This window comes from Rubrimonas cliftonensis (assembly GCF_900107585.1).
GTDB lineage: Bacteria > Pseudomonadota > Alphaproteobacteria > Rhodobacterales > Rhodobacteraceae > Rubrimonas > Rubrimonas cliftonensis.
Window position 1 is genome coordinate 75,205 of record NZ_FNQM01000013.1, and the last position, 23,339, is coordinate 98,543.

The 23,339-nt window shown below is 68.8% G+C and carries 24 protein-coding genes; 11 read left to right on the top strand and 13 right to left on the bottom strand.

What is annotated here, in order from left to right:
- Window positions 1-42 precede the first annotated feature (42 nt).
- From mnmG to hemE, 6 genes are all read right to left on the bottom strand, one after another.
- Complete coding sequence (mnmG, locus tag BLW43_RS16680; protein ID WP_093255193.1) at window positions 43-1,923, bottom strand: tRNA uridine-5-carboxymethylaminomethyl(34) synthesis enzyme MnmG; 1,881 nt, start codon at window positions 1,921-1,923, stop codon at window positions 43-45.
- Window positions 1,924-1,949: 26 nt separating this feature from the next.
- Window positions 1,950-3,254 (bottom strand): tRNA uridine-5-carboxymethylaminomethyl(34) synthesis GTPase MnmE, encoded by a 1,305-nt coding sequence (gene mnmE / locus BLW43_RS16685; protein WP_245731098.1) that lies wholly within the window; start codon window positions 3,252-3,254, stop codon window positions 1,950-1,952.
- On the bottom strand, window positions 3,238-3,660 hold the full coding sequence (ndk, locus tag BLW43_RS16690) for a nucleoside-diphosphate kinase (RefSeq protein WP_093255197.1): 423 nt from the start codon (window positions 3,658-3,660) through the stop codon (window positions 3,238-3,240). The genes mnmE and ndk overlap by 17 nt, the downstream gene beginning before the upstream one ends.
- A 169-nt stretch (window positions 3,661-3,829) precedes the next feature.
- Entirely contained in the window at window positions 3,830-5,101 is a 1,272-nt protein-coding gene (gene rho / locus BLW43_RS16695; protein WP_093255199.1) for a transcription termination factor Rho, read from the bottom strand.
- A 139-nt stretch (window positions 5,102-5,240) separates the two neighbouring features.
- Window positions 5,241-5,672 carry a protoporphyrinogen oxidase HemJ gene (gene hemJ, locus BLW43_RS16700; protein WP_093255201.1) on the bottom strand — a complete coding sequence of 144 codons (432 nt, stop codon included), beginning with the start codon at window positions 5,670-5,672 and terminating at the stop codon, window positions 5,241-5,243.
- A gap of 3 nt (window positions 5,673-5,675) precedes the next feature.
- Window positions 5,676-6,713, bottom strand: coding sequence for a uroporphyrinogen decarboxylase (gene hemE / locus BLW43_RS16705; RefSeq protein ID WP_093255202.1), 1,038 nt, complete (start codon window positions 6,711-6,713; stop codon window positions 5,676-5,678).
- Between the two features lie 477 nt (window positions 6,714-7,190).
- On the opposite strand from hemE, the gene BLW43_RS16710 reads away from it, so the two are divergent.
- Genes BLW43_RS16710 through BLW43_RS16740 form a run of 7 tightly spaced genes read left to right on the top strand, consistent with a single transcriptional unit; the run spans window position 7,191 to window position 13,270 of the window.
- On the top strand, window positions 7,191-7,853 hold the full coding sequence (locus BLW43_RS16710; protein ID WP_093255203.1) for a methyltransferase domain-containing protein: 663 nt from the start codon (window positions 7,191-7,193) through the stop codon (window positions 7,851-7,853).
- Between the two features lie 53 nt (window positions 7,854-7,906).
- Complete coding sequence (locus tag BLW43_RS16715; protein ID WP_093255204.1) at window positions 7,907-8,683, top strand: ABC transporter ATP-binding protein; 777 nt, start codon at window positions 7,907-7,909, stop codon at window positions 8,681-8,683.
- A complete protein-coding gene (locus tag BLW43_RS16720) occupies window positions 8,680-9,387 on the top strand; it encodes an ABC transporter ATP-binding protein (protein WP_093255205.1) in 708 nt (235 codons plus the stop codon). The genes BLW43_RS16715 and BLW43_RS16720 overlap by 4 nt, the downstream gene beginning before the upstream one ends.
- A gap of 5 nt (window positions 9,388-9,392) precedes the next feature.
- Entirely contained in the window at window positions 9,393-10,550 is a 1,158-nt protein-coding gene (locus BLW43_RS16725; RefSeq protein WP_175478966.1) for a DUF2333 family protein, read from the top strand.
- Between the two features lie 13 nt (window positions 10,551-10,563).
- The gene (locus BLW43_RS16730) at window positions 10,564-11,436 is read left to right on the top strand and encodes a branched-chain amino acid ABC transporter permease (RefSeq protein WP_093255208.1); all 873 of its coding nucleotides are present in this window, start codon (window positions 10,564-10,566) and stop codon (window positions 11,434-11,436) included.
- Complete coding sequence (locus tag BLW43_RS16735; RefSeq protein WP_093255210.1) at window positions 11,433-12,323, top strand: alpha/beta fold hydrolase; 891 nt, start codon at window positions 11,433-11,435, stop codon at window positions 12,321-12,323. The genes BLW43_RS16730 and BLW43_RS16735 overlap by 4 nt, the downstream gene beginning before the upstream one ends.
- The gene (locus BLW43_RS16740; RefSeq protein WP_093255211.1) at window positions 12,323-13,270 is read left to right on the top strand and encodes a branched-chain amino acid ABC transporter permease; all 948 of its coding nucleotides are present in this window, start codon (window positions 12,323-12,325) and stop codon (window positions 13,268-13,270) included. The genes BLW43_RS16735 and BLW43_RS16740 overlap by 1 nt, the downstream gene beginning before the upstream one ends.
- Window positions 13,271-13,323: 53 nt before the next feature.
- Here the strand turns inward: BLW43_RS16740 and BLW43_RS16745 are convergent, their stop codons facing one another.
- From BLW43_RS16745 to BLW43_RS16775, 7 genes are all read right to left on the bottom strand, one after another.
- Window positions 13,324-13,887 (bottom strand): L,D-transpeptidase family protein, encoded by a 564-nt coding sequence (locus BLW43_RS16745; RefSeq protein WP_139284105.1) that lies wholly within the window; start codon window positions 13,885-13,887, stop codon window positions 13,324-13,326.
- A gap of 431 nt (window positions 13,888-14,318) precedes the next feature.
- Window positions 14,319-15,449, bottom strand: a complete 1,131-nt coding sequence (locus BLW43_RS16750) for an NAD(P)/FAD-dependent oxidoreductase (protein ID WP_245731099.1) — start codon at window positions 15,447-15,449, stop codon at window positions 14,319-14,321.
- Between the two features lie 48 nt (window positions 15,450-15,497).
- Complete coding sequence (locus BLW43_RS16755; protein ID WP_093255214.1) at window positions 15,498-16,289, bottom strand: amino acid ABC transporter ATP-binding protein; 792 nt, start codon at window positions 16,287-16,289, stop codon at window positions 15,498-15,500.
- A gap of 17 nt (window positions 16,290-16,306) precedes the next feature.
- Window positions 16,307-16,921: an amino acid ABC transporter permease gene (locus tag BLW43_RS16760; protein WP_217632214.1), complete on the bottom strand. Its 615-nt coding sequence runs from the start codon at window positions 16,919-16,921 to the stop codon at window positions 16,307-16,309.
- 72 nt (window positions 16,922-16,993) lie between these two features.
- A complete protein-coding gene (locus tag BLW43_RS16765; protein WP_093255217.1) occupies window positions 16,994-17,662 on the bottom strand; it encodes an amino acid ABC transporter permease in 669 nt (222 codons plus the stop codon).
- Between the two features lie 71 nt (window positions 17,663-17,733).
- Window positions 17,734-18,645, bottom strand: coding sequence for a transporter substrate-binding domain-containing protein (locus BLW43_RS16770; RefSeq protein WP_093255218.1), 912 nt, complete (start codon window positions 18,643-18,645; stop codon window positions 17,734-17,736).
- Window positions 18,646-18,851: 206 nt separating this feature from the next.
- On the bottom strand, window positions 18,852-19,868 hold the full coding sequence (locus BLW43_RS16775; protein ID WP_093255220.1) for a LacI family DNA-binding transcriptional regulator: 1,017 nt from the start codon (window positions 19,866-19,868) through the stop codon (window positions 18,852-18,854).
- A gap of 150 nt (window positions 19,869-20,018) precedes the next feature.
- Between BLW43_RS16775 and BLW43_RS16780 the strand changes: the two genes are divergently transcribed.
- The 4 genes from BLW43_RS16780 (at window position 20,019) to BLW43_RS16795 (ending at window position 23,337) form a co-directional block, all read left to right on the top strand.
- Complete coding sequence (locus BLW43_RS16780) at window positions 20,019-20,237, top strand: hypothetical protein (protein WP_093255221.1); 219 nt, start codon at window positions 20,019-20,021, stop codon at window positions 20,235-20,237.
- On the top strand, window positions 20,234-21,388 hold the full coding sequence (locus BLW43_RS16785; RefSeq protein WP_093255223.1) for a TRAP transporter substrate-binding protein: 1,155 nt from the start codon (window positions 20,234-20,236) through the stop codon (window positions 21,386-21,388). The genes BLW43_RS16780 and BLW43_RS16785 overlap by 4 nt, the downstream gene beginning before the upstream one ends.
- 98 nt (window positions 21,389-21,486) lie before the next feature.
- Window positions 21,487-21,993, top strand: coding sequence for a TRAP transporter small permease (locus BLW43_RS16790; protein WP_093255224.1), 507 nt, complete (start codon window positions 21,487-21,489; stop codon window positions 21,991-21,993).
- A gap of 12 nt (window positions 21,994-22,005) precedes the next feature.
- Window positions 22,006-23,337 (top strand): TRAP transporter large permease, encoded by a 1,332-nt coding sequence (locus BLW43_RS16795; RefSeq protein ID WP_093255226.1) that lies wholly within the window; start codon window positions 22,006-22,008, stop codon window positions 23,335-23,337.
- Window positions 23,338-23,339 lie beyond the last annotated feature (2 nt).

Sequence of the window (23,339 nt, forward strand, 5' to 3'; positions counted from 1 at the left end):
CAAGCCGAGGCGCAGCGCCAGGTCGCCCGTTTCGCCATCGGCTCATGCCCGCTCACGCGAAAGCCGCCGCGCAGCGCCCAGCAGAAGCAGCAGGGCCGCAGGCGTCATTCCCTCGATGCGTCCGGCCTGTCCCAATGTAGCCGGCCTGACGCGCTGAAGCTTCTCCCGAAGCTCAGACGAGAGGCCTGCTATCGCCCCGACATCAAGTGTTCCAGGCAGTTCAATCGCTTCGTCTCGCTGGACAGCCGCGATGTCTCGCGCCTGCCTCTCGGAGTACCGGGAATACTGGGCGTCCGCCGCAAGGCGCGCAGCGATTGAGTTCGGCAGATCCTTCAGTTCGGGCGCGACTCCGACGAGATCGCCAAACTCCACAGCCTCCTGCGCGAGGAGATCGAAGCCGTTGCGGCGCACACCATCGGCTTTCACAGCCATACCCATCGCCTGCGCCTGGTGCGGCGTTACCTGCAGCGCCTCCAATGCGGCCCGGCCCTTCCGCACAAGGGCCATCACCTCCGCGTGTCTCGACAGACGTTCAGCGCCCGCAATGCCCCATTGTTCCGCAAGAGGGGTCAACCGCTCACCAGCCGTGTCGACGCGCAGCGACAGACGAAACTCCGCGCGGGACGTGAACATGCGGTATGGCTCGGTCACGCCCCGGGTAACCAGATCGTCGATCATGACGCCGATATACGCATCCGACCGCTGCAGAACGACTTCATCATTCCCCTGCGCCATGCGGGCCGCATTCAGACCGGCGATCAAGCCCTGCGCCGCAGCCTCCTCATATCCGGTGGTGCCGTTTATTTGACCGGCGAGAAACAGGCCGGGGAAGGCCCGCAGCGACAGGCCTCGCGTCAGGGCGCGAGGATCCACATAATCGTACTCGATTGCATAGCCGTCACGCAGAACATGGGCGTCCTCCAACCCGACAATGGTTCTGAGGAACCGTCTCTGAACGTCCGCAGGCAGGGATGTAGATATGCCGTTGGGGTAAACGGTCGGATCGTCCAGTCCCTCGGGCTCAAGAAAGATCTGGTGCCTTGAACGGTCGCCGAAGCGGCGCACCTTGTCCTCAATCGAGGGGCAGTAACGCGGCCCCGAACCGGCGATTGCGCCAAGGGCGATCGCCGACCGGTCGAAATTCCTTCGTATGACGTCGTGCGTGGTCTCGTTCGTATGGGTGATGAAGCAATCGACCTGCCTGGCCGCCGTCGCAGAGGTCACGTCGGACAGGAAAACCGGTGCGTCGTCGCCGGGCTGCGGCTCAAGCCTGTCCCAGTCTATCGTCCGACCATCAAGACGGGGTGGCGTACCCGTCTTGAGACGCCCCATCGGCAGGCTGGAGGACCGCAATCGTGCAGCCAGGGCGCTTGCCGAAGCTTCACCCTGCCGCCCGCCAGAGTGCTGCATGTCGCCGATATGGATCACGCCGCCGAGAAAGGTCCCCGTGGTGAGGACAACCGCATCGGCCTCGATCACGCCCCCATCGTGTAGAATGACGCCGTCGACCCGCGAGCCACGGTGGCGCAGGTCGTCGACGGCCGACTCCACGATCGTCAGCGTCGCGACGTTCCTGAGCTCGGCCTGCATTGCCGCGCGATAGAGCGCGCGATCGCATTGCGCTCGCGGCCCCTGGACGGCGGGCCCTCGTCGCCGGTTCAGGAGGCGATAGTGAATGGCGGCCGCGTCGCCGACACGCGCCATCAATCCGTCGAGCGCGTCGATCTCGCGGACAAGGTGGCCCTTGCCGAGGCCGCCGATCGCCGGATTGCACGACATCTCGCCGATCCGGTCGGCCCGGTGCGTCACAAGGGTGACGGCTGCGCCCGCTCGCGCGGCGGCATGGGCGGCTTCGCACCCTGCATGGCCCCCGCCGACGATCACGACGTGACCTGCGCATGGTGGATGTTTCACGTGAAACATTGAGACGCCCGCTCCGGCCCGCAGGCCTACTTCCCGAGACAAAACCGGCCAAACACTTCGTCCAGAACCGCCTCGACGTCAACGCGCCCGAGCAGCATGTCGAGCGCCCTCACGGCGAGCCGAAGCTCCTCGGCCGCAAATTCAGCCTTTTCGCTGATGGCGGCAACCAGGTGACTGCGGGCCTCGCCCACCGCTGCGACATGTCGAGCCTGCGCGAGCAGGCCGCTCTCGCCCACCAACCCGTCAAGGCGCGACTCGATCTCCGCCAGAAGCCTGTCCACGCCGTGCCCGCTGACGGCGGATACGGGCACACCGGTGAAACCGCCCGGCGCAGGCGCCACATCCACCTTGTTCCAGACGCAGAGATCGGACTCGACGATCTCCGGGGCGTCCCATGACGCCACCGCCACCCTCATGTCCGACGACGCCGCGCGGCGCAGTCCCCACATCACACCGGCCCGCTCGACGCGATCCTCGGACTCACGCCTCCCGGCCGTATCGACGAAAGTCACAAGCCGCCCGCCAAGAGTGCATCGGACCTCGATAACGTCGCGGGTCGTGCCTGGAAGCGCGTCGGTCAAAGCCACTTCGCGCCCTGCGATGCGGTTGAGAATGCTCGACTTTCCCGCATTTGGCGGGCCAATCAGGGACACTTCGAAACCGTCGCGCACAAGCGCTGCGCCTTTGGCGGCCGCAAGAGCGGCATCCATTGCGGCGACCACCGCAGCCACCTGCTCGCGCGCGGCGCCCTCCACCTCGTCAGGAACATCGTCCGCGAAATCGATAACGGCCTCGAACAGAGCCATGGTGCCGATCAGGCTCGACCGCCATTGCGTCGCCACGTCGGTCAATGCGCCGGACGCAAGCCGGATGGCCTGACGGCGCTGTGCGGACGTCTCGGCTTCGATCAGATCGGCGAGGCTTTCAAGCTGAACGAGATCGAGGCGTCCGCCCTCAAGCGCACGACGCGAGAACTCTCCGGGTCTGGCCATCCGAAGACCGTCGACTTCCGTGAGCCGCGCGAGGACATCCCGAACAACGGCGGGGCCGCCGTGCAGATGCAGTTCCGCGCAGCGTTCGCCGGTGGCTGAAGCGCCTTCAGGAAATGCGACGACGAGGGCCTCGTCGAGAACATCGTCTGCGCTGCGGCCGAGAAGCCGCCTCAGACGCATCACCCGATCCGCCGGAACGCATCCGCCCGTCAAGATCGCCAATGCGTCGTGGGCGTACGGACCTGAAATGCGAATGACGGCGATCGCTCCCCGCCCGGGAGGCGTCGCGGCGGCGAAAATCGTGTCGCCGCCGCGGGGGGTCTCAACCGACGATGTCAAGGCCGCTGAAGAAGAACGCGATCTCGGTCGCCGCGTTCTCCGCACTGTCCGAGCCATGCACCGAGTTTTCGCCGATCGACAGCGCAAACTCCTTGCGAACCGTTCCCTCGGCCGCCTCGGCGGGGTTCGTTGCGCCCATGACCTCTCGGTTCTTCGCAACGGCGCCTTCGCCCTCCAGCACCTGCACGACAACCGGACCCGACGCCATGAAGCTGCGCAGCTCGTCATAGAACGGACGCGCCGCGTGCACTGCGTAGAAGGCGCCCGCCTGGTCCAACGTCATGCGGATACGGCGCTGCGCCACGATCCGCAGGCCCGCGGCCTCGAACTTGGCGTTGATCGCGCCGGTGAGATTGCGCGCGGTGGCGTCGGGCTTGATGATCGAAAGAGTGCGTTCGACAGTCATGTTCTGGTTCCTTGCGGCGACGCGCGACGGGCGTGCTGGACAGCGTTTCTGGGCGCGCGCGCAGAACCCCGAGGCGGGCTGCGCGCGGCTGCGAGGCGCTTAGCATGAAGGGCGCCCGCGTCAAAGCCGCAACGCCCGTCGAACCGCAGCGGTGGCCGTCTGCGCCGCGTCAGGTGTTCATCGAGTCGAAGAAATCCTTGTTGCTCCGCGTCTGCTTGAGCTTGCCTAGCAGAAATTCGATGGCGTCCGCCGTTCCCATCGGGTTGAGAATGCGCCGCAGCACGAAGATTTTGGTGAGCTCACTCTTCTGCACCAGCAACTCTTCCTTGCGGGTGCCGGACTTCAGGATGTCGAGCGCCGGGAACACGCGTTTGTCGGCGACCTTCCGATCGAGCACGATCTCGCTGTTGCCGGTACCCTTGAACTCCTCGAAGATCACTTCGTCCATCCGCGAACCCGTCTCGATCAGCGCGGTTGCGATGATCGTCAGCGAGCCGCCCTCCTCGATGTTGCGGGCCGCGCCGAAGAACCGCTTGGGCCGCTGAAGCGCATTGGCGTCGACGCCGCCTGTCAGCACCTTGCCGCTGGAGGGCACGACGGTGTTATAGGCGCGGCCGAGTCGCGTGATCGAATCGAGCAGGATCACGACGTCGCGGCCATGCTCGGTCAGCCGCTTGGCTTTCTCGATGACCATCTCGCTGACGGCGACATGGCGCGTCGCGGGCTCGTCGAACGTAGAGGCCACAACCTCGCCCTTCACCGAGCGCTGCATGTCCGTCACCTCTTCCGGGCGCTCGTCGATGAGCAGCACGATGAGGTAGCACTCGGGATGGTTGCGCTCGATGGAATGCGCGATGTTCTGCAGCAGCACGGTCTTGCCCGTGCGTGGCGGCGCGACGATCAGCGCGCGCTGACCCTTGCCGAGCGGCGCCACAAGATCGATGATTCGCGCCGAGCGGTCCTTAACCGCCGGATCGTCGATCTCCATGTTGAAGCGCTGGTCGGGATAGAGCGGCGTCAGGTTGTCGAAGTGCACCTTGTGCCGGGCCGCTTCCGGGTCCTCGAAGTTGATCGTCGAGACCTTGAGCAGCGCGAAGTACCGTTCACCGTCCTTGGGCGCACGGATCATCCCGTCGACCGTATCACCGGTGCGCAGCGAAAACCGCCGGATCTGAGACGGTGAAACATAGATGTCGTCAGGGCCAGGCAGATAGTTTGCTTCAGGCGACCGCAGAAATCCGAAGCCGTCTTGTAGTACTTCCAGAACACCCGTTCCTTGAATTTCGACTTCACGCTCTGCAAGTTCTTTCAAGATCGCAAAAAGCATGTCCTGCTTGCGCATGGAGCTGGCATTTTCGACTTCAAGTTCTTCAGCAAAGGCCAGAAGTTCGGTAGGCGATTTCGCCTTGAGTTCCGAGAGCTTCAGATAATCGGTTTCCATAACTGGTCCGTGGAGGATCGCCTCTGGGACAGGAAGGGACTGTCCGTGATTGGCGAGATATGGGAGGGGCGCAACATCGAGCCGTCGCCGGGGATGACGTGTATATGGATGTATGGAAAGCGTTGTCAAATGGTGAGCGTCAGAACGGCCTGACGATCACCATGATCACGATCACCACGAACAGCAATGTCGGCGCCTCGTTCGCGATGCGGTAGAACCTGCCCGGCCGCGTGTTCGCGTCCGCGGCGAAGCGCTTCACCCACGTCCCGGCCATGTGGTGAAATCCGGTCATCGCGGCGACCATTCCGACCTTCACCCAGAACCATCCGGAAGTGGCGACGCTGCCCCACAGCATCCAGGCCAGCCACAGACCCGTGATCCAGGTCGCGATCATGGCCGGGCCCATGATGAAACGATGCAGCTTGCGCTCCATGACCTTGAACGTCTCGGACGTCGCATCGCCCGGCGTCGCCGACTCCGCATGATAGACGAAGATGCGCGGGAGGTAGAACAGGCCTGCCATCCAGCTTGTCCAGGCCAGGATGTGGATCGTCTTGACCGTCTCGTACATCGCTCAACCCCTGATCACGCGAAGCAGACGCTCCACATTGGCGGGGTCGGCGTCCGGCGTGATTCCATGACCCAGGTTGAAGATGAACGGCCCGCCGCCGAGCGTCGACAACAACCCGCGCGCGGCATCGTCCAGCGCCGCGCCGCCCGTCACCATGTGCCGCGCGTCGAGGTTCCCCTGGACCGCGACATGCGGTTGCAGCGCATCGCGCGCCCATGTCGCCGAGACGCCCTCATCGATCGCCAGCGCCTGCGCGCCGGTTCCCCGCGCCATGTCGGCGTAGAGTTCCCCGGCGCCGCGCGGGAACAGGATCACCGGCGCGCCCGGTCGCGCCGCGCGCACCGCCGCCGCGATCCGCTCGGCCGGGTCGACGCACCAGCGCTGGAACACCGCCGGGTTCGGCGCCAGCGCGCCCGCCCAGCTGTCAAAGAGCTTCACCACTTCGGCGCCGGCGTCGATCTGCGCGATCAGATAGGCCGTCGTCGCGGTCTCCAGCCGCGCCATCAGCGCGCTGAACACTTCCGGCGCGCCGCGCATCAGCGCAAGCGCGCCGGCCTGCTGGTCCTTCCCCCGACCGGCGATCATGTAGGTCGCCACGGTCCACGGCGCGCCGGCGAAACCGATGAGCGTCGTCTCCTTCGGCAGCGCGCCGCGAAGAATGCGGACCGTCTCGTAGACCGGAGCAAGGAACTCATGCATCGCGGCGACGTCGGCGAGCCGTTCCACCTCCTCCATGGTCGTCATCGGCTCCAGCCGCGGCCCTTCGCCGGTCTCGAACCAGAGCTTCCGGCCAAGACCGTGCGGCACGAGCAGGATGTCGGCGAACAGGATCGCCGCGTCGAAGCCGAAGCGGCGGATGGGCTGAAGCGTCACTTCCGCGGCAAGTTGGGGCGAGTAGCAGAGATCCAGGAATGACCCTGCCTGCGCCCGCGTCGCCAGGTATTCCGGCAGGTATCTGCCCGCCTGTCGCATGAGCCACACCGGCGGCGCCGCAAGGCTCTCTCCCGAGAGAACGCGCAGGAGCGATTTTCCGGTGGTCATGCCTTCTCCGTTCAAGGATTTTTAGGAAAGGATGGAGTCGTAGATGGGCTGTGGGTCATGGGGATTATCGCCGCCGCACACTCTGCGCACAGAGTTATCCAGAACCGTCCCACGCAGCGGCGGCAGGCCCCATGCCACGCCGCAGACAACTGTTTCCGGCATGGGCCGTTCGGTTTCAAGCACATGGGCCCGGCCAGCGCTCTTGCGTCGCAGGCCGATCCATGCGGAGTCCGCCCACATGGGCCGAGTCGCGCACAATCGCCGCATCGCCGGGGACAGGCGTCCGCCTGGTTGTGGGAGAAGGGCGAGGTTTCGGGGGTGGTCCCGGCGCGCAGCGCTCCTTTCGCTGCGGATCATCGCTGCGCGCGGTCCGCTCACAGCGTCGGCGCCCGCCCGCCCCCGGCTTTTCCCCATCTTCCTGTGGAACGTCGCCGCCGCGCCTCGCCGGCGGGCGCCCGCGAGAGGTCGTTTCCGCCGATGACCACGCCGCTTCACGCCGAGCGCCTGCGGGTCGTGAGGGAGACGGTCATGCGGCTGCAGGCCCGCACCGTCCTCGATCTCGGCTGCGGCGACGGTGATCTGATCATCGAGCTCGCCCGTCTGCCCGGCGTGGAGCGCATCGAGGGCGTCGACGTCTCGCGGGACGCGCTCGAGCGATTGCAGGCGAGGCGGGCCGAGGCGGAGGTGGGTGCGGCGCCGCGCGGCGCGACGGTGGTCCTTCATCACGGCCAGATCTCGGCGCTGGGCCCCGCCTTTGCGGGCTTCGACGTCGCGACGCTCGTCGAGGTGATCGAGCATGTCGATCCCGAGCGGCTCTCGACCCTGGAGCGGGCCGTCTTTCGGGCGGCGCGTCCGCGCTTCGTCGTGATGACGACGCCGAACGCCGACTTCAACGATGCGCTCGGCGTGCCGCGGGGGCGATTCCGCCACCCCGGGCATCGCTTCGAGTGGGGCCGCCAACGGTTCCGGAGCTGGTGCGAGGGGGTCGCGTCGCGGACGGCCTATGCGGTGAACTGCACGGATCTCGGCGTTCGGCGCGCGCCGATGGGGGCGGAAAGCCAGATGGCGCTCTTCAGTCGGGAAGCTCAGGTCGATGGCGCGCGGCCAAGCCTTTCGCGCCCGCCCCGTTGGGCGCTATGACTTCCGGGCGGCTTCGCGGCTGGGGGCGCGGCGACGGGCGGGTTTGTGCGGTCATGCTGGAACTTGAAGCCATCACGATGCGCTTCGGCGGCCTCACCGCGGTCGACGGGTGCGGCTTCTCCGTGGAGGCCGGGTCGATCACCGGGCTCATCGGCCCGAACGGCGCCGGCAAGACGACGCTCTTCAACGTCATCGCCGGCGCCCTGCGCCCGACGGCGGGTGCGGTGCGGTTCCTTGGTGAGGCCATCACGCGACTCAGCCCCGATGCGCGGTATCGGCGCGGCCTCGTGCGCACCTTCCAGATACCCCACGAGTTCCACCGCCTGAGCGCCCGCGAGAACCTGATGCTCGCCGCGTCGGGCCAGTCCGGCGAGAGCCTTGCGGCCAACTGGCTGCGCTGGGGCGCCGTACGCGCCGAGGAGGCCGGCCTGCGCGGGAGGGCCGACGCCGTGCTGGACAGTCTGAACCTCGGCCATGTCGCCGATCTTCCGGCGGGCGGCCTCTCGGGCGGGCAGAAGAAGCTTCTCGAAATCGGTCGCACCATGATGAGCGACGCGCGGCTCGTCCTTCTCGACGAGCCCGCCGCCGGCGTGAACCGCACCTTGCTGCGCGACATCGAGGCGACGATCCGCCGCCTCAATCGCGAACACGGCTACACCTTCCTGTTGATCGAGCACGACATGGGCATGATCGAGCGCCTGTGCGGCCACGTCGTCTGCATGGCCGAGGGGCGGCTGCTGATCGAGGGCGGCTTCGCCGCCGTGCGCAACGATCCGCGCGTGCTCGAAGCCTATCTGGGCGAGCGCGTGCCTGTGGGCGTGGACGCATGAGCGCGATTCTCTCCGTCGAGCGCGTCACCGGCGGCTACGGCGACGCGGACATCATCCATGACGTCTCGATGACCGTCGGCCGCGGTGAGATCGTCGTGGTTGTCGGTCCCAACGGCGCCGGGAAGTCGACCGCGATGAAGGCCGTCATCGGCCTGCTGCGCATCCGTCACGGTCATGTCTGGTTCGACGGCGCGCCGATCGCCGGATGGGGCGCCGACCGCATCGTGCGCCACGGCGTCGGCTTCGTGCCGCAGGTCGACAACGTGTTTCGTGAGATGACGGTGCACGAGAACCTCGAAATGGGGGCGTTCATCCGTCGCGACGGCGTTGCCGCCGCCTTCGAGCGCGTCTACGCCCTGTTTCCCGACCTCGCCCTCAAGCGGCGCGAGCTGGCCGGGCGGCTCTCCGGCGGGCAGCGGCAGATGGTGGCGATGGGGCGGGCGCTGATGCTCGATCCGCGGCTGCTGCTGCTCGACGAGCCGACCGCAGGGCTCAGCCCGCTCTACATGGAGCGGATCTTCGAGATCGTCCGCGACATCCGCGCCGCTGGCGTGTCCGTGATGCTGGTCGAGCAGCACGCGCGCCAGGCGCTCGCGCTCGCCGACCGGGCTTATGTGCTCGCGGCGGGGCGCAACCGGCGCGAGGGAACCGGCGCCGCGTTGCTTGAAGACCCTGAAATCGCCCAGCTCTTTCTTGGAGGATGACCGCCATGAACCGCCTTTTCGACTGGGCTGTTGAGTTTTGGGATCGGCTTCGCCGCATGGCGGGCTTCGATCGGCTTGCAAAGTCCAAACGCGCAGCCGACCTCGCCGACAGCGGTCGGATCCGCCGCATTCTCTACTTTATGCGGCCGCTCGTCGCGCTGGTAGTGATCATCTACATCGCCGCGCTCGTGAGCCGCCTGACGATCATCCACGGCGACGACCTCGGCTATCCGCAAGTGGTGCTGACCGCGGACCGGCCCGCCGTTTCGCCGGGGACCGAGGCGCCAGACGGCGGCTGCGGCGACAGCGCGGTGGCGGCGATGAGCGGCTACATTCTCGACGTGCTGGTGAACCAGAACACCTGGGCGCCGGCCGATCCGCAATACAAGATCGGCTGGTTCGGTGTCGTCAGCTTCGCGCCGGGGCCATTCTTCGACAACAAGGCGAGCTTCCAGATCGGCGCGCTCAGGGCGGTGCGGCGCATGTCGATCGAGATGGTCGACATCCTCGGCCGGGCCCGCGGCACCTCCGCCGCCGACGTCGATCTGCAGGACGCGCGCAGCTCCGTGCAGTGGAACGAGCGGTCGTGGATCGTGAACCCGTTCGATTCCCGGCTGCCGCTGATCTCGACGGCGGCAGGTTCGTCCTACCGATCCGCCATCGGGAACTACGAGGCGTACAACGCGAAACTCCGGCGCTGCGAGGCGCTCTACGACAGCCGCAGCGACAACCTGTTCCAGCTGCTCGACCGCATCGCCAACGAGATCGGCGGCATGACCGACCAGCTCGCCAGCCGCAGCAAGGGCGACGCGTGGGACGTCCAGCAGAAGGCGATGGTCCCCGCCACCGGCAACAACCGCGGCTTCTTCGACTTCCGCGCCGACAACCTGTTCTACGAGGCGCATGGCCTGATGTGGGCCTATCACGGCTATCTTCAGGCCGTGCGGTCCGACTTCAGCACGGTCATCCGGGACGCAAATCTCGGCCAGATCTGGGACCGCATGGAGGCCCATGTCGCCGAGAGCGCCTCGCTGGAGCCGCTCATCGTGTCGAACGGACGCGAGGACAGCATCTTCACGCCCGACCACCTGTCGGCCATGGCCGCCAACATGCTGCGCGCCCGCGCCAACATGGTCGAGATCCGCGAGGTTCTGAACCGTTGAGGCGCGCCCCGCGATGACCCTGCTCGACTTCGTGAACTTCCACATCGTCCCCGGCCTGGTGCTGGGGTCGATCTATGCGCTCGGGGCCATCGGCGTGACGCTGGTGTTCGGCGTGATGCGCTTCGCCCATCTCGCTCATGGCGATCTGGCCACGCTGGGCGCCTTCATCGCTCTGGCCGTCGTGTGGGGGACCGGCCTGAATCCCTGGTTCGGCCTGCCGGCGGCGATGGCGTTCGCCGCCGGCGTCGCCATCGGCGCCGACCGGCTGTTCTACGCGCATCTGCGCCGCCGCCCGCTGATCCTCACCGTCATCGCGTCCCTCGGCGTGGCGCTGATGCTGCGCTCGCTGGTGCAGATGGGCTTCGGCGTCGACAGCCAGAGCTATGTCCGCGGGATCGTGCGCCCCGACGATTATTTCGGCGTGCGCCTGCGCGACCGGGAGCTTCTCACGCTTCTGGCCGCCGGCCTTCTGGTGCTGGCGCTGACGCAGTTTCTCGCGCGCACGCGGCTCGGCAAGGCGATGCGCGCCATGTCGGACAATCCCGACCTCGCCCGGCTGTCCGGCGTCGACACCGGCCTTGTCACCGCGCTGACATGGGGGATCGTCGGGGCCCTCGCGGCGGCGGCGGGCTTCTTCCTTGGCCTCAACACCGAACTGCGCTCGATGATGGGCTGGCAGCTTCTGCTGCCGATGTTCGCCGCGGCCATTCTCGGCGGCGTCGGCCGGGTGGAGGGGGCGCTTGTCGGCGGGCTCGTCGTGGGCGTGCTGGAGGAATGCGCGGTGCTCGTTATCCCGGCGCAGTACAAGTCCGCCATGGCCTTCGCCGTGCTGCTGCTCATGCTGAGCGTGCGGCCTACGGGGCTCTTCAGGGGGAAGGTGCTATGAGCTGGAGCGGGTTCCGCGAGGCGCGGCTGCCCGGCCGGGGCGCGGAGATCTTCGCGCGCATCGGCGGCGATGGGCCGCCGCTCCTGCTGCTGCACGGCTTTCCGCAGACCCATGAGGCGTGGCGCCGCGTCGCCCCCCGCCTCGCGCGCCGTTTCACGGTGGTCGCCGCCGACCTGCGCGGCTATGGCCGGTCGGACGCGCCGGCGGACGACCCCGATCACGAGACCTACGCCAAGCGGGCCATGGCCGCCGACATGGTCGAGGCGATGCGGTCCCTGGGCTTCGGGCGTTTCTCGCTCGCCGGCCATGACCGCGGGGGACGGGTCGCCTACAGGCTGGCGCTCGACTGGCCGGCTGCGGTCGAGCGCCTCGCCGCGCTGGAGATCGCGCCCACTGCGATGTTCTGGCGCGCCTTCTCGGCGGAGATGGCGCTGAAGGCGTGGCACTGGCCGTTTCTCGCCCAGAAGCCGCCGACGCCGGAGCGGCTGATCGGCGCCGACCCGGTCTTCTTTCTCGAAACGCTGCTGCGGGACTGGTCGAAATCGAAGGATCTCTCCGCCTTCGACGGCGCGATCGCAGCCTACCGCGAGGCATTCGCCCCGCCTGAGCGCATCGCCGCCTTCTGCGCCGACTACCGCGCCGGCGCGGGCCCCGACCGCGCCCATGACGAGGCCGATCTGGCGGCCGGCCGACGCATCGCCGCGCCGGTTCTGCTGATGTGCGGCGAGCGCGGCTTCCCTGCGGCGAGCGGCGACCCAGCGGCGCACTGGGCTGGCTTCGCGCAGGATTTCCGGTGCAGGGTGGTCGACTGCGGCCACTTTCCCGCGGAGGAGGCCCCCGACCAGACCGCCGCCGCGCTGGAAGCCTTCTTCGGCGAGCCGGCCTGATGGAGTGGATCGGCCTCGCCACCTACGCCAGCCAGCTCGCCGTGTTCATGGGCGTCTATGCGATCCTGGCGCTGGGCCTGAACATTCAGTGGGGCTTCGCCGGCCTGTTCAACGCCGGCGTCGCCGGCTTCTTCGCCGTCGGCGCCTACGCCTCGGCGATCTTCACCTCGGCGGCGGACCCTTCGCGGATCGGCGGATTCGAGCTGCCGGCGCCGGTCGGCTGGCTGGCGGCGATGGCGTTCGCGGGACTGGTCGCCTGGCCCGTCGGACGGGTCTGCCTGCGTCTGCGGTCGGACTATCTCGCCATCGCCACCATTGGCGTGGCCGAGATCATCCGCCTTGTCGCCCGGTCGGAGGGCTGGCTGACCGGCGCCGCCTCGGGCATCGCCAACCTTCCGCGACCGCTCGCCGGGCCCGGCGGCAGCGCCGCCGCGGCGCTTGAGGGCAATCTCGGTTATCTCGCCATCGTGCTGGCGCTGCTGCTCGCCGCCTATCTGGCGGTCGAACGCCAGCTGCGCGCGCCCTGGGGGCGGATGATGCGCGGGATCCGCGACAACGAGACCGCCGCCCGCGCCATGGGCAAGGACGTCGAGGCCCGGAGGATGGAGGCGTTCGTCTTCGGCGCCGCGCTGATGGGCCTTGGCGGCGCGCTCTTCGCCCACTTCAACCGCTCGATCACGCCGGAGGCCATCGACCCCATGGTGGCGACCTTCCTCGTCTGGATCATGCTGATCCTTGGCGGTTCGGGGAACAACCGAGGGGCCATCCTCGGGGTGGTCGTGGTCTGGTCGATCTGGTCGATGAGCGAGATGCTGACCGACCGCCTGCCTGCGGAGTACGCGATTCAGGCGAAGTACTTCCGCGTCTTCCTGATCGGGCTGGCGCTGCAGCTCGTGCTGCGGTTCCGCCCCGAGGGCCTTCTGCCGGAGCGTCCGCCGAAGGGGTGAGACGCGCGGCCCGTCCGCCGCCGCGCGCCGCCATATCGTGCGAGGGTTCGCTCTCAGGCCCGGCCGTAGACGTCGGGCCACTCGCGCTCCTCCGCGCCCGGCAGGGCGAAGCGCGTGGCGTAGGTGAAGACGATGGGAAGGCCGGGCGTCGGCGCGTCGAAGCTGCGCCGGCCCTGCATCGCCGCCAGCACCTCGTCATGCTCCCATGCCAGCACGAAGGCGCTCAACTCCGCAATGCGCTCGACCCGCACGCAGCCGGAGGACAGCGCGCGCCGCTCCCGCTCGAAGAGCTTCGGCTTGTTGGTGCCGTGGAGGTAGATCGTGCCGCCCTCGTCGAAGCGGATCGCGGCGAGGCCGAGCGGGTTTCCCGGGCCGGGCGGCCGCACGCCATCCTCGTAGAGCCCCTCGCGCACCATCCGCGGCGTCGGCCGCCAGGTCGGGCGAAAGCGCACGACGCCGGACCGGACCTCTCCGATCGGCGAGGGCGTCCGGGGCGCGCCGACGATGGCGCGGCTGGTGAGCACCGGCTCGCCGTCCTCGAAGGCGATGACGTCAAAGCTCGGCACGTTCACCAGCACCGCCTTGCCCACGGCCGGCGGCGCCCAGTTCAGGCCCATTGCGGACAGCCTGTCGGCATAGGTCGGAGGTTCTGGCGGCGCCGGAGGCGCCGCGACGACCGGCGCAGGGGGTGCGGCCGGAGCCGGAGACTCGGCACGGGCGCAGGCGGAACAGGCGGCGGCCGCTGCGCCGGCCATGAGGACGCGCCGGGTGATGATGGAATGGGACATGGGCACACTCGTACAACTGGAACACTCGGCGAAAACTGGCGGGCCGAGGTTGACATGTTCTTGCCCGGGCCGGCGCGCGGCGACCGCTCCGCGCCCGACTGTTGCCCGCATGCGACGCATGTGGCGTCTTGGCGACGCGGTCAGCCTGTCGCGCAAGTCGGCGCCGGTCGGGCGGTCGGGATCAGCCGCGTCTTCGGGCGAAGACCGGGCGGCCGCGGCGGGAGTTGCGCCGCCCCGTTCTCACAGCCGGGACGCAGGCCTCATGCGGCGCGTCCCGGCCCCGGCGCCGCAAGACGCGCCGGATCGAGCGCCCGGACGACGGTTTCCGGCAGCGCGGCGGCGCGGCCGGCGACGAGGTCGGCAGCGAGCCGCGAAAGCGCGGGCGCCGTCTGTACGCCGTAGCCGCCCTGACCGGCGAGCCAGAAGAACCCTTCCGCCGCCGCCGAGAAGCCGACGACCGGCGTGCGGTCGGGCGCGAAGGTCCGCAGGCCTGCCCAGCTCCGCTCGACGCGCGTGACCGGCGTCGTCACCGCCTGTTCGTAGCGGTGCAGGCCCTCCGCCAGCACCATCTCGTCGGGCCAGGCGTCATGCGGCTCGACGGCGTCCTCGTCAGCCGGCGAGACCATGAGGCGGCCCGCCTCGGGCTTGGCGTAGAAGGTTTCCGCCGCCGACACGATCAGCGGCCAGCGCGAGACGTTGAAGCCGTCGGGCGCGGGCAGGATCGCCGCCGAACGGCGATAGGGCGTCAGCCCGACGGGGCGCAGGCCGGCCAGCGCCGCCACGGTGTCGGCCCAGGCCCCCGCGGCGTTCACGACCACCGGCGCCTCGAAGACGCCCTGCCGCGTCTCGGCCCGCCATGCGCCGCCCGACCGCGCCAGCGCGCCGACCGCGGCGCCGGTGACGATCAGCCCGCCGCGGACGCGCAGCAGGCGCGCAAGCCCCTGGAGCAGCCGGTCCACGTCGATGTCGCTGGCGGCGGGCTCATGGGCCGCCGCCGCCAGACCCTCCCGCCGCAGGATGGGAAACAGCGCGACGGCGTCCTCCGGCGCGATCCTCGCGATGCCGGACGCGCCGTCGAGATAGGCGTCGAGCGCCGATGTCTCGTCCTCGCGCGCGATCATCAGCTGGCCGCGGGGCGACAGCAGCGATCGGTCCGAGACGCCCTCGGGCTCGGTGAGGAAGGGCTCGGCGCTGGCGTTGAGCGCCCTCAGCGTCGCGTTGCCGTAGTTGCGGATGTAGACGGCCGCCGACCGGGAGGTGGCGTGGTAGCCGATGGCGGCTTCGCGCTCGAGCACGACCACCCGCGCGTCCGCGGCGATGAAGGCGCCCGCGCCCACGCCGGCGACGCCGCCGCCGATCACCAGCACGTCCGCCATCGTCGCCTCAGCCATCGCTGGATCCTCCCAGAATTCGGCGCCGGATGTCGCTTCGCGCGCCGCTCAGGCCGAGCTGGCGCCGAACAGTCCGTGAAACCGCCCGAGGAAGCTGCGCAGGCGCTCGTTCTCGGGCTGGTCGAACACCTGCGACGGCGGGCCCTCGACCGCAACCCTGCCCTGTTCGAGAAACAGCACATGGTCGGAGACCTCGCGCACGAACAGCATCTCGTGGCTCACCAGCAGCATGGTCATGCCGCTCTCGGCGAGGCTGCGCATCACCGTGAGCACCTCGGCGACGAGCTCGGGGTCGAGCGCCGAAGTCACCTCGTCGAAGAGCAGCAGCCGCGGCTGCATCGCCACCGCGCGCGCGATGGCCACGCGCTGCTGCTGGCCGCCCGAAAGCTCGTAGGGGTGTCGCGCGCTGTGGGCGGACAGGCCGACCCGGTCGAGCCAGTGCTCCGCGATCTCCTGCGCTTCCGCCTTGCTCTTGCCGAGCACCTTGGTCAGCCCGAGCGTGACGTTGCCGCTCGCGGTGAGGTGGGGGAACAGGTTGAACTGCTGGAACACCATGCCGATGCGCGCCCGCTGCGCGGAGACGCGCGCCTCGCTCAGCCTGACGCGCCGGCCGCCCTGGTCGCGGTAGCCGATGGGCTCCCCGTCGAGCAGGATTTCGCCGCCGTCGTGCTCCTCCAGCAGGTTCACGCAGCGCAGGAAGGTCGTCTTGCCCGAGCCGGACGCGCCGATGAGCGACACCACCTGCCCCTGCAGCACGTCGAGGTCGATGCCCTTCAGGACGTTCACGCCCCCGAAGCTCTTGGTGACGCCGCGCGCCTGCAGCAGGATCGGATCGGTCATGGGTCGGGGCGCTCCGGTCAGCTTCGGGCGAAGGTGAACCGGCGCTCCAGGCGCGCGCCGATGCGGGACAGGGTGAAGTTGATCGCGACGTAGACCAACCCGGTGAACAGGTAGAAGTCGATGATCATGTAGTTGCGCGCCATCGCCTGCTGCGACGCCAGCAGCAGCTCCACCACGCCGATGATCGAGAGCAGCGTGGTGCCCTTCACGATCTCCAGCGCCGTGTTCACCCAGGGCGGCAGCATCCGCCGGAACGCCTGCGGCAGCACGACATAGCGCAGCCGGTTCACGAAGGGCAGGCCGATGGACTTGGCGGCCTCCATCTGGCCCGAGGGGATCGAGCTGACCGCGCCGCGAAAATTCTCGGCGACATGGGCCGTCGCGAAGCCGCCGAGCGCGATGACCCCCGCCCAGAACGCCGAGACGTTCACGCCGAACAGCGCCAGCCCGTAATAGGTGAACAGGATCAGCACCAGCAGCGGGATGCCGCGCAGCACGTCGACATAAAGCCGCGCCGCCAGCCGCAGGCCGATCCAGCCATAGGTCAGCGCGACGCCGAGCAGCACGCCCAGCACGGTCGCCATGACGATGCTGAGCGCCGAGCTCAGCAGCGTGGCGCCGAGGCCCGACAACAGGCCGAACCGGGCGTTCCACAGTTCGAACGCGAAAGTGCCGGGGGTGAGCGCGAGGTCCAGGGCGGGCTCCTAGCGGATGGCTGCGTAGCGGCGCTCGACCTGGCGCAGCGCGATGGCGATGGCGTAGGCGGTCAGCAGATAGAGGGCGCTCGCGGTCAGCCACGCCTCCATCACGCGGAACGTGTTGGCGTTGATCTGGCGGGCGGCGAAGGTCAGCTCCGGCACCGCGATGGCCGCGGCGAGCGAGGTGTCCTTGAAGAGCGAGATCAGGTTGTTGCTGATCGAGGGCAGCGTGATGCGGAACATCACCGGCAGCACGACGTAGCGCTGGCGCTGCCAGGGCCTGAGCCCGATGGCCTTCGAGGCCTCGACATACTGCCGCGGGATCGACTCCAGCCCGGCGCGGAACACTTCGCACATGTAGGCGCCGGCGTAGATCGAGAGCGCCGCCACGAAGGTCTCGAACTTGTCGAGAAAGCGCACGCCGAGCTCCGGCAGGCCGAAATAGAGAAAGAAGATCAGCAGCAGCAGCGGGATGCACCGGATCAGCTCGACATAGATCCAGACCGCGCCCGACAGCAGCCGCCAGCGCGACAGGCGCGCATAGGCGGCGAGCAGGCCGATCAGGCAGCCGATCGCGAGCGACGCCACCGCGAGGCCGAGGCCCAGCAGCAGCGCATCCGCCAGGAACCCGGCGTTGCGGGTGATCACCGTCCAGTCGAAATGGTAGTCGATCATCCGTCAGCAGACCCCGACCGGGGCGAAGCCGCGCCGGCGGCGCGCAGGCGCCGCGCCGCCGGCGCGCCGCATCAGGCGAACTCCCCCGGAAAGCCGACCTTCGGCACTTCGAGATCGACGCCGAACCACTTCTTGTAGGACGCGGCGAAGAGGTCGAAATCGACGCCCATCATCGCTTCCTTGTAGACGGTGTTGACCCAGTTGAGCCAGGTCGGGTCGCCCGGCTTCACGGCCGAGGCGTAGGAGTTCGGCAGCCAGCCATAGCCCGAATCGGCGAAGCGGCCCGGCGCCTGCTGCATCATCCAGCGGATCGCGGACTGGTCGGAGAGCGTGGCGTCGACCCTGCGGGCGTTGAGCGCCTGGATCGTCGCGTCCGGGCTGTCGTAGGCGTCGATCCTCGCCTCGGGCAGCGCCTTGCGGATCCAGTCCTCGAGAAAGACGTTCTGCATGCCGCCGACCGTGATGGTGGAGCCGGCGGCCCTCAGCGCGGCGAAGTCGGCATACTGGCTGTCCGCCAGCAGCATCAGGCCGACGCCCTCGCGGTAATAGGGGATCGTGAACTCGACCTGCTGGGCGCGGCCCGGCGTGACCGTCATCCACTGCACCACGATGTCGACCTTGTCGGTGATGAGGCTCGGGATGCGCGCGTCGGAGCCCTGGATGACGAACTCCACCGCCTCGGGGTCGTCGAACAGGCCCTTGGCCAGCAGTCTGGCCATGTCGATGTCCATGCCGGCGAGGTCGCCGTTGGCGTCCTGGAAGTGCCAGGGCGGGTTCGTGCTGCCGGTGCCGACGATCAGCCGCCCGCGATCCTTGATCGCGTAGAGCTTGCTGTCCCCGGTCGCCTGGGCCTTCGCCCCGTTCGCCGTCGCCAGCGACGCCGCGGCTGCGCCGGCGATGCCGAGCGACAGCAGGCTGCGCCGCTCCAGTCCTGCGCCGCGCCGCGCTTCGGTTTCGTCGCCCGGTTTCGCTTCCTCGGTCATTGTCAAACCCTCTCTCCCTTGGCCCCTCGACGCTAGCATGCAATCGCGCCCATGCGAGCGCATTGCGCACGAAAAGGGGGGGGTCCGGGGTCTGCTGACCTCAAAGGCGGCGCCGGGCGGCCGCAGCGCCCCGAGATCAGGCGCCGAGATCGGGCGCCGAGATCGAGCGCCGGGGGCGGACATGCTGAGCGCGGCGCCGCGCCCTCTCAGCTCCCGGCCGGGGCGCGCCCCAGCGACCCGCGCAGCATCAGCTCGACGTCGATGGCGCGGCTCTCGACCGTCTCGCCGTCGACCATCGCGCAGAGCATCTGGGCCGCGGCGCGGCCCATCCGGCGGTGCGGCACGCGGATCGTGGTCAGCGGCGGATCGACGGCGACGGCGAGATCGATGTCGTCGAAGCCCACCACCGAGACGTCCGCCGGCACGCGGAGCCCCAGAGACTTCGCCCCGATCAGCGCGCCGGCGGCCAGCACGTCGTTGCCGCAGACGACGACGCCGGGTCGCGGCGCGCGCCGGAGCAGCGCGACCGCCGCGGCCGCCGCGGCGTCGAGGTCGTAGGGGATTTCTAGGAGGTTCTCCGCCGCGAGGGCGACCCCGCGCGCGTCCAGCGCTTCGCGCACCCCCGCGACGCGGGCCGCGGCGCGGTCGTTGTCGGCGGTAAGCCCCGACAGCATGGCGATCCGGCGATGGCCGTGGTCGAGCACCAGTTCCGCCATGCGCCGCGCGGCGGCGCGGTTGTCGAACCCTACGAAGGGCGCGCCGGCCGCCTCGGACGTCGCCCACAGAAGCAGATGCGGGACGCGCCGCGCGTTGAGGAGTTCGAGCGTCTCCGCCGGGCGCGAGTGGCCGATCAGCGCGATCGCGTCCACGCCGCGGGCGAGCAGGGCGCGCACCTTTCGCGCCTCCGCGGCGACGTCGTAATGCGACGTCGCGACGAGCAGCGTGACGCCGCGCTCCGACAACTCCTCCTCCATCGCCTGGATGCCGCGGGCGAAGATCGCGTTCTCCATGGTGGGGATGATCGCCCCGAAGGTGTTGGTGCGGTTGGAGGCGAGCGCCCGGCCGCCGAAATGCGGCGTGTAGCCCAGCGCCGCGACGGCGGCCTCGACACGCTCGCGCGTCGCCTGCCGAACCCGCGCCGGCGCGTTCAGCGCGCGCGAGACCGTGGCGGTCGAGACCCCGGCGAGCCGGGCGACGTCGGCGAGCGTTGAGGCGGCGAGCACGAGGTTCCTTCCGGGCGACGGCGCTGGAGACGGCTCCTATGCCTAAGCTTGTTCAACACACCTGATGTAAGCGCTTGCATTTGTTTCGTGCAAGCGCTTACATTGTCATCAGGGCCGCCGGGAGAGCGCGCCGCAGGCGGAGGATCGACCATGCCGGGACCAGGCGGAGCCTGCCTTCTGCTCGCGCTGGCGGCGTTCGCGACGTTCTTCGCGGACGTGGCCTTCGGCGCGATGCGGATGCAGGGCTTTCTCGGCGACGTGGCGGAGATGCTCATGCTCCTGGCGGCGTCGATCCTCTTCGTGGCCGGCGTGCTTTGCCGTGAAGCGGCTGAAAACAAAAAAGACATCCAGGGAAGGAAAAGTTCATGACTGACTGGAAGGTGCGGTGCGAGATCGCCTCGGCCGAACGGCGGAACTTCCTCAAGCTGACCGGTTCGGGCGCCTTCACGGCGGCTGTCGTCGCCGGCGCCGGGGGCGTCCTGTGGTCTGACCGCGCCGTGGCGCAGACCCGGCAGGAGGAGGCCGAGCGCGAACGGGCGGCCGACCATGTGATGACGGTTGCGACGGCCTACGCGCTCTCGGCCGACCGCAGCTATCCGATCATGCAGCTCGACTTCAAGGAGAACATCCAGAACGCCACCAGCGGGCGCATCTACGTCAAGCTCGCCCCGGCCGGGCAGCTCGGCGCCGGCGGGGCGCTGGTGCAGAAGGTGCAGGGCGGCACGATCCAGGCGGCGCAGCATTCGCTGTCGAACTTCGCGCCCTTCGCGCCGGTCGTGGACCTGATCAACCTTCCCTATCTCTGCGGCTCCAACCAGCGCTTCGTGAACCTCGTCACCTCCGACCACTGGAATGCGACGGTGACGCCGCAGGTCGAGGCCAAGGGCTTCAAGCCGCTCTACTATGTGGTGATCGATCCGCGGGTTGTGGCGATCCGCCGGGGCGGCGACGGCCCGGTGAGGACGCCGGCGGACCTCGACGGCGTGAAGTTCCGCGTCCCCGGCTCCGCGATGCTCCAGCAGTACTACCGCATGGTGGGCGCCAACCCGACGCCGGTCGCGTGGGGCGAGACGCCCTCGGCCATCAAGCAGGGCGTGGCCGACGCGCTGGACCCTTCGGTGGGCGCGCTCTACGTCTTCGGCTTCAAGGATATCCTGTCCTACGTCACGTTCACGCAGGCGGTGCCCGACAGCCAGGTTTTCTCTTGCAACCTCGAATGGTTCGACGCGCTGCCGCTCGACGTGCGCGAGGGCGTCGACTTCGCCTCCGAGATCACCGCGGCGCAGAACCTCGCCAAGGTGCCGGCGGCGCGCAACTACGCGATGGCCGAGCTGCGCAAGTCAGGCGTCGAGTTCTATGCGCCCACCGCCGACGAGATGGCCCAGTGGCAAGCGGCCGGCGGCTACCAGCGCAGCGAGTGGGACGGGTTCAAGACCGAGCTCGCAGGCTCGATGGCCGCCTTCGACAAGCTGGCCGAGGCCGCGGACACCCAGGCCCGCGCCTACGTCCACGACGCCTGACCGGCGGGCCGGCGCGCCTTGCGCCGGCCGCTCCTCCGACGCTCCGAAAAGAGGTTCCGCAACCGGCGCGCTCTTGCGCCGCCGGCAGGGAGGGCTCGATGCTCAAGCTTCTGGACGAGAACGCCGAGCGCTGGGCTCTGCTGGTGTTCTACACGCTGCTGGTGGCGACCATGGCGGTGGAGGTGATCCGCCGCGAGATGTTCGCCTATTCCTCGATCTGGGGCGAGGAGGTCGTGCGGTACGCCTTCATCTATCTGGCGTGGATCGGCGCGGCGTCCGCGGTGCGTGAGCGCGCCCACATCCGCATCGACGTGCTGCTCCACTACGTCACGCCCCGCGCGAAGGCGGCGCTCTACATCTTCGGCGACCTCGTGATGCTGGCGATCGCGGTGCTCGCGGTGCGCTGGTCTCTCGAGGTCGTCTCGGTCTCGTGGCGCTTCGGCTCGGTCAGCCACGGCCTGCGCGTCTCGATGGTCTGGTTCCTCGCCGCCGTGCCCGTCGGGTTCGGTCTGATGATCTTCCGGCTCGTCCAGTCGCTGCTGCGCGACATCGCCGACCTTCGTGCGGGGCGCGCCCCCTACGAAGGCGCGCAGCTCTTCGACTGAGGGGGCGAGGCCATGCTCTGGAGCCAGATCGAACAGGAAGCCGTCGCCATCGGCTGGGAATTCTACGGCCCCGTGCTGCTCTTCGTGGCGCTGGTGGCGCTCGCCGTGCCGGTGTGGGCGGCGATCGGCGCTGCGGCGGTGGCGATGCTCGTCGTCTCGGAGGTGCTGCCGCTGTCGCTCTTGGGCGAGAGCCTGTTCGACGGCATCGACCATTTCGCGCTGACGGCGGTGCCGCTCTTCATCCTCACCGGCGACGTGCTGGTGCGCACGGGGCTTTCGAAGCGCTTCCTCGACGTGGCGGAGGCGCTGACCTGCTGGGCGAAGGGGGGCTTCGGCTCCGCGACGGTGCTGGTCTGCGGCATGTTCTCCGCGATCTCGGGGTCGGACGCGGCGGGCGCGGCGGCGGTGGGGCGCATGACCATCGCGCGGCTGGTGGAGAGCGGCTATCCCCGCCCCTACGCCTGCGCGCTGGTGGCGGCGGGGGCCTGCACCGGCATCCTCATTCCCCCCTCCATCGCCTACATCGTCATCGGGCTGGTGCTGGGCATCTCGGCCTCGACGCTGTTCCAGGCGGCGCTTATCCCGGGCCTACTGATCCTCGGCTCGATCCTTGTCACCAACATCGTCGTGAACCGGCGGCGCGCCTATGAGGGCGGCGGATTGATCAGCTTCCGCGACTGGGCGGCAAATCTCGGCCGGGTGCTTGCGCGCGGCTGGTACGCCTTCATCGTGCCGGGGGTCATCTTCTGGGGCATCTTCTCGGGGCGGCTGACGCCGACCGAAGCCGGCGCGACCGCGGTGGTGGTGACCATCGTCATCGGCTTCGTCATCGGCACGCTGAAGCTCTCGGACTTCCCGGCGATGATGGTCTCCTCCGCCAAGGTCAACGGCGTGATCCTGCCGATCATCGCCTTCTCCCTGCCTCTGGCGCAGACCATGGCGGCGCTGGGCGTGCCGCAGGGTTTCGTCGCCTCGGTCACGTCGCTGACCGACGACCCGATGCTGCTGATCCTCCTGATGATCTTCATCCTCATCGCGGCGGGCTGCGTGATGGAGACGACGCCGAACATCGTGATCCTCGCGCCGATCCTGCATCCGCTGGCGCTGGAGATCGGCATGAACGAGATCCAGTTCTGCGTGATGATGATCACCGCGCTCGGCGTCGGTTTCATCACCCCGCCGCTGGGGCTGAACCTCTTTGTCGTCTCGGGGCTGACGGGCGAGTCGATCCTGAAGATCGCCGTGCACGCCGTTCCCTTCGTCTTCTTCATGATGATCGTGGTGCTGATGATCGCCTACTGGCCGGCGCTCTCGACCACGCTCCTGCCCGCAGCTTACCAGTGAGG

Coding starts and splice junctions, on each gene's coding strand:
- BLW43_RS16770 (WP_093255218.1), bottom strand. CDS start 18,645: ATGACCGAGGAAGCGAAACCGGGCGACGAAACCGAAGCGCGGCGCGGC.
- rho (WP_093255199.1), bottom strand. CDS start 5,101: ATGGAAACCGATTATCTGAAGCTCTCGGAACTCAAGGCGAAATCGCCT.
- BLW43_RS16735 (WP_093255210.1), top strand. CDS start 11,433: ATGAGCTGGAGCGGGTTCCGCGAGGCGCGGCTGCCCGGCCGGGGCGCG.
- BLW43_RS16710 (WP_093255203.1), top strand. CDS start 7,191: ATGACCACGCCGCTTCACGCCGAGCGCCTGCGGGTCGTGAGGGAGACG.
- mnmG (WP_093255193.1), bottom strand. CDS start 1,923: ATGTTTCACGTGAAACATCCACCATGCGCAGGTCACGTCGTGATCGTC.
- BLW43_RS16725 (WP_175478966.1), top strand. CDS start 9,393: ATGAACCGCCTTTTCGACTGGGCTGTTGAGTTTTGGGATCGGCTTCGC.
- BLW43_RS16745 (WP_139284105.1), bottom strand. CDS start 13,887: ATGGGCCTGAACTGGGCGCCGCCGGCCGTGGGCAAGGCGGTGCTGGTG.
- hemJ (WP_093255201.1), bottom strand. CDS start 5,672: ATGTACGAGACGGTCAAGACGATCCACATCCTGGCCTGGACAAGCTGG.
- BLW43_RS16785 (WP_093255223.1), top strand. CDS start 20,234: ATGACTGACTGGAAGGTGCGGTGCGAGATCGCCTCGGCCGAACGGCGG.
- BLW43_RS16715 (WP_093255204.1), top strand. CDS start 7,907: ATGCTGGAACTTGAAGCCATCACGATGCGCTTCGGCGGCCTCACCGCG.
- BLW43_RS16750 (WP_245731099.1), bottom strand. CDS start 15,449: ATGGCTGAGGCGACGATGGCGGACGTGCTGGTGATCGGCGGCGGCGTC.
- BLW43_RS16780 (WP_093255221.1), top strand. CDS start 20,019: ATGCCGGGACCAGGCGGAGCCTGCCTTCTGCTCGCGCTGGCGGCGTTC.
- BLW43_RS16720 (WP_093255205.1), top strand. CDS start 8,680: ATGAGCGCGATTCTCTCCGTCGAGCGCGTCACCGGCGGCTACGGCGAC.
- BLW43_RS16730 (WP_093255208.1), top strand. CDS start 10,564: ATGACCCTGCTCGACTTCGTGAACTTCCACATCGTCCCCGGCCTGGTG.
- BLW43_RS16740 (WP_093255211.1), top strand. CDS start 12,323: ATGGAGTGGATCGGCCTCGCCACCTACGCCAGCCAGCTCGCCGTGTTC.
- BLW43_RS16765 (WP_093255217.1), bottom strand. CDS start 17,662: ATGATCGACTACCATTTCGACTGGACGGTGATCACCCGCAACGCCGGG.
- BLW43_RS16755 (WP_093255214.1), bottom strand. CDS start 16,289: ATGACCGATCCGATCCTGCTGCAGGCGCGCGGCGTCACCAAGAGCTTC.
- BLW43_RS16790 (WP_093255224.1), top strand. CDS start 21,487: ATGCTCAAGCTTCTGGACGAGAACGCCGAGCGCTGGGCTCTGCTGGTG.
- hemE (WP_093255202.1), bottom strand. CDS start 6,713: ATGACCACCGGAAAATCGCTCCTGCGCGTTCTCTCGGGAGAGAGCCTT.
- ndk (WP_093255197.1), bottom strand. CDS start 3,660: ATGACTGTCGAACGCACTCTTTCGATCATCAAGCCCGACGCCACCGCG.
- BLW43_RS16795 (WP_093255226.1), top strand. CDS start 22,006: ATGCTCTGGAGCCAGATCGAACAGGAAGCCGTCGCCATCGGCTGGGAA.